The 10,533-nt window shown below is 52.4% G+C and carries 7 protein-coding genes; 1 reads left to right on the plus strand and 6 read right to left on the minus strand.

Annotated elements, in window-relative coordinates; genetic code table 11:
- Positions 1-21: 21 nt before the first annotated feature.
- The 4 genes from CFI03_RS13050 to CFI03_RS13065 all read right to left on the minus strand — a co-directional run bounded on the left by CFI03_RS13050 (position 22) and on the right by CFI03_RS13065 (position 5,902).
- Entirely contained in the window at positions 22-1,641 is a 1,620-nt protein-coding gene (locus CFI03_RS13050; RefSeq protein WP_248757545.1) for a response regulator, read from the minus strand.
- Complete coding sequence (locus tag CFI03_RS13055) at positions 1,626-3,416, minus strand: sensor histidine kinase (RefSeq protein ID WP_248757546.1); 1,791 nt, start codon at positions 3,414-3,416, stop codon at positions 1,626-1,628. The genes CFI03_RS13050 and CFI03_RS13055 overlap by 16 nt, the downstream gene beginning before the upstream one ends.
- A 5-nt stretch (positions 3,417-3,421) precedes the next feature.
- On the minus strand, positions 3,422-4,750 hold the full coding sequence (locus CFI03_RS13060) for an ABC transporter substrate-binding protein (protein ID WP_248757547.1): 1,329 nt from the start codon (positions 4,748-4,750) through the stop codon (positions 3,422-3,424).
- 249 nt (positions 4,751-4,999) lie between these two features.
- A complete protein-coding gene (locus CFI03_RS13065; protein WP_164775469.1) occupies positions 5,000-5,902 on the minus strand; it encodes an ArsR/SmtB family transcription factor in 903 nt (300 codons plus the stop codon).
- Between the two features lie 135 nt (positions 5,903-6,037).
- Here CFI03_RS13065 and arfA point away from each other — a divergent pair, with 135 nt between their 5' ends.
- On the plus strand, positions 6,038-7,549 hold the full coding sequence (gene arfA / locus CFI03_RS13070) for an arabinosylfuranosidase ArfA (RefSeq protein WP_248757548.1): 1,512 nt from the start codon (positions 6,038-6,040) through the stop codon (positions 7,547-7,549).
- Positions 7,550-7,741: 192 nt separating this feature from the next.
- On the opposite strand, the gene CFI03_RS13075 is transcribed toward arfA, so the two are convergent.
- Positions 7,742-8,320 (minus strand): hypothetical protein, encoded by a 579-nt coding sequence (locus tag CFI03_RS13075; RefSeq protein WP_248757549.1) that lies wholly within the window; start codon positions 8,318-8,320, stop codon positions 7,742-7,744.
- A gap of 33 nt (positions 8,321-8,353) precedes the next feature.
- A complete protein-coding gene (locus CFI03_RS13080) occupies positions 8,354-10,528 on the minus strand; it encodes a Hint domain-containing protein (RefSeq protein ID WP_248757550.1) in 2,175 nt (724 codons plus the stop codon).
- Between the last annotated feature and the right edge of the window lie 5 nt (positions 10,529-10,533).

Genomic DNA, 10,533 nt, shown 5'->3' on the forward strand with positions numbered 1-10,533 from the left:
GTTAGTTCCCCCTGAAATGGATTATTGCGGCTGACCGTCGCGGTATTCCTGCGGCGTCATGCCGAACGTTTTCTTAAAGGCGCTGATGAAGGAATGCGGCCGTTGATAGCCCAGCCGGGCGGCAATGACATAGACCTTCTCATCGCTGCGCCGCAGCATGGACTGGGCTTCTTCCATCTTCGCGCGCTGAATGTAATCACTTAAGTTCTCGCCTGTTTCCAGCTTGTATACCTTGGATACATAGACGGGATGCAGCTTGACGTAATCGGCTACCGATTGAAGCGAGATATCGCCGGTCACGTTGTCGTCTATAAAGCTTCTAATTCTCTCGATCAAGGTATGGCGGTTGTCCTTTGTTTCCTTCGCCATATCCTCCTGCAACGCTTTCAGGGTACGGAAGGCCCATTCCCGGAGATGCTGCACGGTCCGAAGCGGCATGCCGGTCGTCATCCGGTTGTAATCGGTACCAAGTGTTTCGTTTAGAAGACGTCCGTTCTTATGGGCGATATAAGCATAGGCCGAAGCCATCGTAAAATAAATTTCGAGCAGATGCTCTTCGGAAACGGATACACTGCCCTCCACTCCCGCGAAAATACGCTTATACCTCTCTTCTACCGCTTCCCATCTCGCGGCTTCCAGCAAATGAATCAATGCCGGCGGCTCGTACAGACAGTCCAACGACCGGATTGCCGCAGGCTCGCTTTCCTTCTCCTCCAGACGCATGAACTGCTCCGGCTCCTGCCCGATCCGGTTGCGGAAAGCCGTAATGGATCGGTTATAAAAGCCGGGAACATCTTCCGGAAAAGCTCCCGCGCCGCTTACCAGAACGGATATCTTTCCTTTCAAGTAGACCCCTATGGCGGATTGCAGCACCGATGCCGTACGCTCAAGCCAGCCCGGATCATCCCTTTCCGCTACATCCTCAGGGGTCAGCAGAAAGATGAGATAATCATGGGCATCCTTCGCATGCCAAAGCGAGTAACGACCGCCGAACAGCTCTTCGGCCATATTGGCAACCGCATATTCCTTCCAGGACATGTCCTCTTCGGCAAACTCCCCGAACCGGTCATCCAGCCGAACAGCCATCAGCGAAAATCGCTCCCAATCCCGGTCGCCAAGCTCTAACCGCGACATTTTCTCCCGAAGCATCTGTCTGCTCCACAGCTTTCCCTGCAGCAGCTCCTGCAACAGGCTTGCCCTTAACAGGGGCAGATGCTCCTTCAGCGTATACGTCATCCGCTGGGCGGAGATCACTTCTTCCCACTCCTGCTTCAGCTTTAGAAGCACGCGTTCCACCGTTGACAAGAGATCCGCGGTCTTAACCGGCTTGAGCAGATAGTCCTCGGTCTGGAACTGCATAGCCTGCTTCGCATAGTTGAATTCGGAATAGCCCGACAACAGGATGCTTTTGGTCTTCGGCCATTGCCGCTTGATCTCGGAAATAAGCTGCAGCCCCGACATCCCCGGCATGCGGATATCCGTAATGACGATATCGATGGAGAATTGATGAAGCTGCTCAAGCGCTTCCTGACCGGAATACGCCTTGTACACCTGATCGATGCCCACGGATTCCCAATCGACCGTTGTCGCCAGACGGTCGACGACATGCGCTTCGTCATCCACAATTAAGAGCTGGGCCATTCCGTTTCACCCTCCAACCGATCGTTATTCCCTGCCTTGGCATTTACCTCGCTCTTCAGCCACGCTACCGTAACGACAAGACCTTCTCCATCCGCAACATGCCGGAAACGAAGCCCCGAGCCTTTTCCGAACCGGCCCTGCAGCCGCTGATGCACGTTCCAGGTGCCGCATCCGATCTCGTCGCCCATTTCCTTCTCGTCTAGCAGCGCTTCCAGCCTAAGCCGTTCCTCGCCGGTCATTCCCGCTCCGTTATCGGCAATTTCAAGAAGGTTATAATCACCCTCTTGCCTGCCGCTAATGGTGATAAGCCCTCCGCCGATCCGGCCTTCAATCCCGTGCACAATCGCATTTTCGACGATCGGCTGCAGGGTCAGACGGGGAAGCGGCTCCTCTAGCAGGGCATCCGGAACATCGATCTCGAAGGCTAGCCGCCCCATCCTCAGCGTATGGATATTCAGGTAATGCCGGACGAAATCCAGCTCCTCTCCCACCGTTGACAGCTGATTGTCCACCCTGGTCGTATACCGGTAAAACTCGGCCAGATTTTCGGACATCGAAATAACCGAATCCCGGTCCTCCATCATCGCCGAGTTGATAATAAAGAACAGCGAGTTATACAGAAAATGAGGATTAATCTGCGACTGCAGCTGCTTCAACGTCGCTTCCCTGGATCTTAGCTTTTCGCTGTATATATCCTCGATCAACCGCTGAATCTGGCCGGCCATTTCGTTGTAATGACGAATCAAGTCATCAAATTCGTTATTAGCCTTATAGCCGATCCGCCAGGACAAATCGCCGCCCTTCATCCGTTTGATACCGGCAATCATCTTGGACAACGGGATCTGAACATTGCGGTAGAGCAGAACGGAGGCCAGCAGCCCAATCAAAACCAGAAAAGCGATTGAACCGTAAAACCAGTTCCTGGCCTGAATGATAGGGGCTACAATCCGTTCGACCGGTACGTAATCAACCAAATACCAGCCTAACTGGCGCGACTTCGCGTAACTGACCAGATACGTCTGTCCATCCATCTTCAAGATCCGTTGACCGCTTTGTCCGAGGCTCCCGTGTGCAAGCTCCCGAATGACCTTGGCGGAAGACACTTCCGCATACGTGCTGTTGCGTACAGGCTCCTCATTAGATCGGAACAGAAACGGGTCGCCCCGGTTCTCCTTCTTGTATAAATCAAGCATGTCGCTAATATTCTGGACGGGAAAACGGACCTGAATAACCGCTTCCGCGTCTTCAACCTTTACGGCAGCGGCAGGAACTCCTGTCTCGCGGACGAACGTATCAATCGGATAACCGCGCGAGCTGTCCCGCTCGTAAATCCAATCCTTCTTGATCATTCTCCCCGGTGATTGGACTTCGCTGCCGTTTAAGTAAATATTCGAGGAGAGAACGAGATTCTTCTCCGGAAAAGCAAAGGTTAAATCGTTTGACCATGAGCTGGATACGCTTTGCAGTCCCAGCTTTTCCGTTAGTCTGGCCTGCTCCTTCAGCAAAACGCTTTCCGGCTCGCGTTGGGCGGGAGACAGAAAATCGCGAATATGCGGATCATCGCTTAAGATGACCGGGAACATCGACAAATTTTCCATCGTTCCGTCCATTTGATCCATAAAGAAAACAAGCTTGCTCAAGCTGGAAGAACGCATCTGCTCTTCCACAACGCCGGTTGCAATCCGGTTCGAATAACCGTATAGCAGCACAACGGGTACTAGAAGCAGGATGATGGTGAAGGCAATCTTGTTGAAAATCGATAATCGGCGCGGCATCTTGGTTACTCCGCTTCCTCATCAAGGAGAGCCTGCAGAGCGGCATTCGCCTGATCGGCCGATTGCCGGATGTCCGTCTCTCCCGTGATGACCATTTGCACGATTTTCCCTACCTGCTCCCGCGCTGCCGCTACATCAACGGTCTGAGGCCGGTCGTGATCGATGCCTCCGTTAACCGTTTGCCGGAATACGGCTGCCAGTTGCTCCGGGAAGCCAATCGTGCCCCGCGGATCCTTCCATACCGACGATCTTGGTCCGGGATTGCCCGCCTGCTGAGTAAGCAGCATGACTGACTTTCCGCTTGCCCATTTGATAAATGCCCATGCCGCCTGTTTATTCGGCGATTTCGGGTTAATGGCAAGCCCCCAGGACGTAATGTTGTACGGCATGGAACCTTTTGTCCCCGAAGGAAACGGCGCAAAGCCGACATTTCCCCGCACCTTCGACTCTTCCGTATCCAGCGCGCGGTAGATCGAATTGGCATCGGTGTATAACGCGGCCTTCCCTTGCGCAAAAAAAGCGCTTGCCTGAGGCCAGGACATGTTGATCGCATTAGGCGGCCCGTAATTTCGAAGAAGACCGCCATAGGTCTCAAAGGCTTTGATCGCTTCCGGAGAATTAATCGCTGCTTTGCCGTTCTTGATAAAATCTCCGCCTTCGGAGTAAAGAAACGACGAGACCTGCGTCACTAGCGGACTCCGTTGTCCTCTGGCTACAAAGCCGTAAACGCCTTGCTCCGGATGATTCAGCTTCGCCGCCGCTTCTTCAAGCTCATCGATAGTAGCGGGAACCTTAATCCCGGCTTCCTTCAGCAAATCTTTCCGGTAATACAATATTTGTTGCTCCGTCACGATCGGAATGCCGGCTAGGTGGCCGTCTACCGTTGAAGAACGGATCGATTGCGGCGAGAAATCGCCCAAATCGTATTCCGCATCCTGCCCTGCATAAGCATCAAGCGGTTCAAGCCAGCCGCTCTGGAAGAAAAGCTTGCCTTCCTGCAACGGCCGGTACATGAACACATCAGGCGTTTCCGAGCGCGCCGTGAATTGCACCGTCAGCTTTTGTGTCAGCTGATCCTCGAAATAGCCCTGGATCCGCACATTAATGCCGGTTTCCTTCTCGAACTGGGGAATTAACGGCTTAATGACGTCAACCCAGGGATGGGATCCGGTTACGAACGTAATCGTTCGGCCTTGGATTCCATCTCCGGGCTTTGCTTCGTTCTCTGCTGAGCCCGACTGTTTGGCCGGACTGTTACTGTTACTGCATCCGGCTAACGCTGCAATGACCAATAATCCAGCCCATCCGGTCTGTAAGAGCTGCAGCTTTTTCATGCCTTACTCTTCTCTCCTTCAAGCGGAATCGGCCTTGCCTCAAAAGCAACGTCGATTTGCGTCGAAAAATTTTTATTAAGCATCCTTAACATTACTGGATCGCCGGTTCAGGCGATATAACGAATACTAAACATTGATAACGAATCCTAAAGATCGGCTTTGCCTATTATTGCCTGTACGTTCGTTTATCACTCCAATCGGGCAAATAGAAAGAGACCGCAGCAGGTGCGGCCTCTTTCGTAAGCGGATTTACACGTAAAAACTTCTAAAAACAATATCCTGATCGTAATTCCCAAAGCCCTTTCCGTATAGGGTTAGTCCTCCCCTTCCGCGTCCGGTATCTTCAGCCGCAATGCGGAAAGTCCAGTTGATCGCGCCGGTCCCGATATCTTTAAGACCTATGTCCGAAATTTTCAAACCGTCGATATACGAGCCTGTCTCCTTGACCCGGAGCACCTTCAACAGGCCGTATTGATTGACGTCGCTGGACCACCAATCCGGAGTAAGCCTTCCCCTCGTTTTCCCGAAATCTCCCGGGCTTGTCCATACGCCAAGCGATTTTCCGTTAAGACTGAAATGAATATCCGATGGCCAATTCTCATTGACGCGAGGAGCCTCGGAGCCGATTTCGAAGGAAATCTCGATCTCGTGCAGCCGCTGATCCTTATAAAGGTAATTAGGAATTTTATATTCCACCCACCCTCTTGCAAGCCACAGGATTCCCGCGTTTACCCTCTCCGGGTCCATGAAGCAGGCCGGATTATCATACTGTCCGATCATTTTCTCCGTGGTTGCAACCCCGCAGGTTGGCCATGCCTCATAGTCGGTGTAGTGGCCGATTGGCACGGACAGCCCATGAAAGCTTAATGACGATGATACATTGGGAGACAGCTTGATCTGAAGAAATTCAGACTTGATATAACAATACTTGTAAGTTCCTCCGTCAATCCGCTTCATCTTGCTGCCGACAATTCCCGCCTGCTCCAGCTTGCGGATATGGCCGCTGATGACCGCGCTGCTTAGAAACATCTCGGAGGCGAGCTCCTTCACATGGCGCTCCCTCTCGAACAATTTATCAATAATTTTCAAACGCACCTCGCTTGCCAGCGCTTCATAGACAATTAAGGACTCCGCATTGGTTGATAGCATCATTTCACCTCGATAGGATTTTGTTTTTCCAAAATCCTAAAACTTATTGTTGTCTGCTAATACCTATTATGTTACGAATATTATAGGATTTCAACCATACGGATTTTGTTTTTCCCTAATTCTAAAGGAGGCTTTACCATGACTATTCGTTCCAGCATGCTTGTTGACAAGAACTTTACCGTCTCCCCTGTTGATCCCCGTGTATACGGTTCCTTTATCGAACACTTGGGCCGCGCCGTCTATGGCGGCATTTACGATCCGGGACATCCGACGGCTGACGAGAACGGCTTCCGCCAAGATGCCATTGAAGTCATCAAAGCTCTGCAGGTACCTATTATCCGCTATCCGGGAGGCAACTTCGTATCCGGCTACAATTGGGAGGATGGCGTAGGTCCAAAGAGTGAACGGAAACGCCTGCTCGAGCTGGCCTGGTGGACGACGGAAACGAACGAGGTAGGCACCAACGAATTCGCGGATTGGGCCAAGCTGGTTGGCTCCGATGTCATGATGGCTGTAAATTTGGGGACGCGGGGCATGGATGCGGCAAGAAATCTTGTGGAATATTGCAATCATCCCGGCGGTACTTACTGGAGCGATCTGCGGATCTCTCACGGCTACAAGGAGCCTCACCGCTTCAAAACCTGGTGCCTGGGCAACGAGATGGACGGTCCGTGGCAGATAGGCGCCAAGACGGCCGTCGAATACGGACGGCTTGCCAATGAGACCGCAAAGGTAATGAAATGGGTTGACCCGTCGATCGAGCTTGTTGCCTGCGGCAGTTCCAGCAGCGGCATGAGCACCTTTGCAGACTGGGAAGCTACGGTGCTTGATCTTACTTATGATCAAGTGGACTACCTGTCTCTCCATACTTACTACAATAACAACAATAACGATACGGCGAACTTCTTGGCCAAATCGCTCGATATGGACCAATTTATCGACAGCGTAGCCGCGATCTGCGACTATGTAAAAGCGAAGAAACGCAGCAAAAAAACAATCATGCTCTCCCTCGACGAATGGAATGTATGGAACACCATCGGCACAAGCCGCGCCGACGAGCGTTGGCAGATTGCTCCTCCGGAGTTCGAGGATGTGTACACGCACGAGGATGCTCTTGCGGTTGGCTGCTTCCTGATTACGCTGCTTAAGCATGCGGACCGCGTCAAAATGGCTTGCATCGCTCAATTAATTAACGTTATCGCCCCAATTATGACCGAGACGAACGGCGCGATCTGGCTGCAAACGACCTACTATCCGTTCCTGCATGCCTCAAACTTCGGACGGGGTACGGTGCTGCAAGCTAATATCACCTCTCCGAAATACGATTCCAAGGATTTCACCGACGTTCCGTATCTCGAAGCGATCAGCGTCTTCGACGAGGAGCAGGGTCTGATCACGGTGTTTGCGGTTAACCGCCATCTGGAAGAGCAAATGGAGCTTAGCCTGGACCTCCGCAGCTTTGGCGAGGTAAGCGTAATCGAGCATGTCGTCATGGAAAGCAAGGATTTGAAAGCAACCAACACCAAATCCAATCCGCGCAACGTCGTTCCGCATGCCGGAGGCCGCACGACGGCGGATAACGGCAGCGTTCAAGCCGTCCTGGGTAAAGCTTCCTGGAACGTGATTCGCTTGCAGACGAAAAAAGGATAAACCGAACAAGTATAGCGGTGCTTTCTGCACCGCTATACTCTAAGCAATTTCGTCGCTTGGGAGCAGCCGGCGTTATTTACCAATGAATTAAGGTCTGCGTTCAGGAAGCTGCGTTGATCAAGCAAAACCACGAAAGCTGACGCCGGTTAAATACCAGCGTCAGCTTTCCGTTTGTACGAACTATAAAAAGAATCAGACGGTAATAGGCTCTTCCCAACGGGTCATTCCGGCAAGCTCCGGATGATTGTCCGGACAGGATTCCGTTGGCAGCTTGGTTTTCTTGGATAGCACGCAGCCGCATTTACCGCAGATCTTCTCGGCAGTTCCGTCGCTTGCCGCAGATTTGGACAAGGCGTTGTATAGCAGCTTATCCGGTTTGCTCTGACTGTGCGGGCATGCCGTACAGGCATCCATCCGCTTGCGGTATATCTCGTCCTCTACCGTGGCAAAGCCCGCTTTGGCCCATTTCCACAAAGCATGTCCAACCTTCTTGGCGAGTTCCATATTGGAAGGGTTTCCTTCAGCGGATGTTGCCTCCGTCTCCGCTTCCGACGCCGAATCCACCTTAGGAGGATTACTGAGCAGATAATTCAGAAACATCTCCGATCTTCTTGCGGACAATAAATTATGCGCGTAGCTGGGATCATGAACAGCCGCGAACAATACCTCTTCCGATACCGGGCCTTCCAAACCCAGGATACTGCCGAATTGCCTGCACTGTTCTTCAATCGTCCCTGTGAATGCTCCCATCTCTGGAGCGGCTGATTCCATCTCTTAATCCCCTTTCTCGTTGTAATTAAGCTGTTATTTCAACGTAACTTCTGCCGTCGAGGCGTTCGGATCCAAGGTTGATCCGATATCCGAAGTTAATGCTCTGGAGACGGACACGGTATACGTGACTCCGCGCTCGAGAGAAACCTTCAGCAATACCGACGAATTGTTCTTGCCCGGCTGCGCATCCGTAATAACGGCGTTAGGCGTAAACGAAAAATCGTCTTCATCGGCCGCATGGATCGCTTTTACAGCCGTATTAAAATGCAGCTCAACGGTGGATGCGGCATGCAGCAAGACATAACGAACCTCCTCCGTAAGCAGGGTCCTCATTTCGTCAGCCTGATCGGCGAACAGGAACGATAAATCCGTTGCTACCGTGAAATCCGCCGCAATCAAGCCAGACGCATCTACAATGCTTTTCTCCTGCAGCAGCTTGAACGCCGCCGCCGCAAGGTCGGCCGCAATATCCGCCGTCACTAGCGAAGCAATACTGATTGCCGGCCCCGTTACCGTTGCTCCGGTAACCTTCAGCCCGTTCAGCTCAGGGCCTCCAATCCCGTTCGGAGGGAAATTCATGCCGTTGCCCGCTTCCACCGCATCCATTCTCGTTCCCGTAGTCGGCTGGAAAGGATCGGTCTCGAAGGCATCGTGCAGCGAGACGTTAATGTTGCCGAAGATCACGTTTTGAATCTGCTCCAAACCGCTGGTCATCAGTGGTGCATAGAGATTGCCGAAGAACATATTTTGCAGGATCGCCGGCGTGTAGTAATCCGCCATGCCAACGGTTGTGAAGCCGTCCGCGTTCAACGGGGCGCTCTTCTGAAGACGGCTGACCATATTTCCGAGGATAAAGGCCATTCCTTCCATGCCGAGACCTTTAATGCGGGTCAATCCGCCGGATAATACAATGTACTGTTTGCCATATTGGGTGAAGGCGTAAGCGTTTGGCTCCAGACGGCCAATATCATGATAGAAGGTAATGTCCGGGTAGAAGCCCTGGAACAGGTTCACCAAATATTTCACCATCGCATTGCCGATGCTCACTTCCGTAAAGCCCCATCTGTCCGCTTTATCGTTTACATCGATGGCTTGCAGAGGGCTGATGAAGCTTGCCGCGTTGTCCGGTACAAACGCCACGTTGGAGCCATGCACGTAGAACTTGCTGCGCTGCGCCGCTGCTTCGGGAGTAGCTGCTACCGCATGCGTATCCTCGCCAGCTTTAAGATTCGGAGCGCTGAACGACAAATAATTTCCGGCAACCAAATGCGAGTGAGCCGCTTCGTATTCTTTTGTGCCTACTATCGGAAGATCCTCGGTATCCTCGAGCAGACCGCTTCCCTGAAGCTCTCTTTGATGGATCTGCAGATTGAAATCGCCGGATACGAGTCCCTCTGACAGCAGCAAGTGCCCGTCAAGCGTTCCGTCAAAAGCAACATCGGTAGCGATATGATGCACGCCGCCTTTGTATTCGCCAACGCTGATCTCGTTGATTTCTACTTGCGTATTGTTGTAGGACACGAGCAAATCCTTGCCCGGCACAAGCCGGTCAGCGCGCTTCAGCTTGCCGCTTGGCATAAGGAACAGATGGTCCGGCGTTACGATGATGCTGCCATGACCGCCGAAGCGGATGTAGATCATCGCGGGCTGATGACTCTCGGGGCCGGTACCGTTACTGAAATTCAGCTTGGCTTTCTTCCACTCCAGCTGCAGCCCTTCCGAGCTTTGCTTCAAGCTGGCCGTGATCACTTTATCCCCAACGCTGAATTTCTCGATCGCTTGAGAGCCCTGCGGCGTGCCGATTTGAGTACCGTGCGCGAAGCAGGAGCAGCAGCAATAGCAGGTAACGACATTCCAGGTATCGCCCAGGCTCATGCAGCCTCGGTTGCCAAGCGTGGCATGGCTCAAATCGGATGGATTGCTGGTATTGAAGCATATTTGAGCCGCATACGGGTACAGGTAGTCGTGCGGGGAACAGCCCGGAATCGAATGCCCGTTAATGTCCGTACACTGGCACAAGCGGTGAGCTTGAGGCGTGAAATTGACGTTATCCTGGCAATGCTCCCCGGGACATACCAGGTAGAACGGCTTTCCGAATTGAAAGTTGTTGTTGTTAATATCTTGAATATTCACTTGGGACCAGTTCACGTCCGTCAAATTTTTCGCCTCGCCCAAGTTGATTTTAAGAGAGTCTAAACAATCCATCATTCATA

It is taken from the genome of Paenibacillus sp. ATY16 (assembly GCF_003399985.2).
Classification (GTDB): Bacteria; Bacillota; Bacilli; order Paenibacillales; family Paenibacillaceae; genus Pristimantibacillus; species Pristimantibacillus glycanilyticus.

Bases quoted from the DNA above. Each gene is read 5' to 3' on its own strand.
- CFI03_RS13055 (WP_248757546.1), bottom strand. From the start codon at position 3,416: ATGCCGCGCCGATTATCGATTTTCAACAAGATTGCCTTCACCATCATC.
- arfA (WP_248757548.1), top strand. From the start codon at position 6,038: ATGACTATTCGTTCCAGCATGCTTGTTGACAAGAACTTTACCGTCTCC.
- CFI03_RS13075 (WP_248757549.1), bottom strand. From the start codon at position 8,320: ATGGAATCAGCCGCTCCAGAGATGGGAGCATTCACAGGGACGATTGAA.
- CFI03_RS13065 (WP_164775469.1), bottom strand. From the start codon at position 5,902: ATGATGCTATCAACCAATGCGGAGTCCTTAATTGTCTATGAAGCGCTG.
- CFI03_RS13050 (WP_248757545.1), bottom strand. From the start codon at position 1,641: ATGGCCCAGCTCTTAATTGTGGATGACGAAGCGCATGTCGTCGACCGT.
- CFI03_RS13060 (WP_248757547.1), bottom strand. From the start codon at position 4,750: ATGAAAAAGCTGCAGCTCTTACAGACCGGATGGGCTGGATTATTGGTC.
- CFI03_RS13080 (WP_248757550.1), bottom strand. From the start codon at position 10,528: ATGATGGATTGTTTAGACTCTCTTAAAATCAACTTGGGCGAGGCGAAA.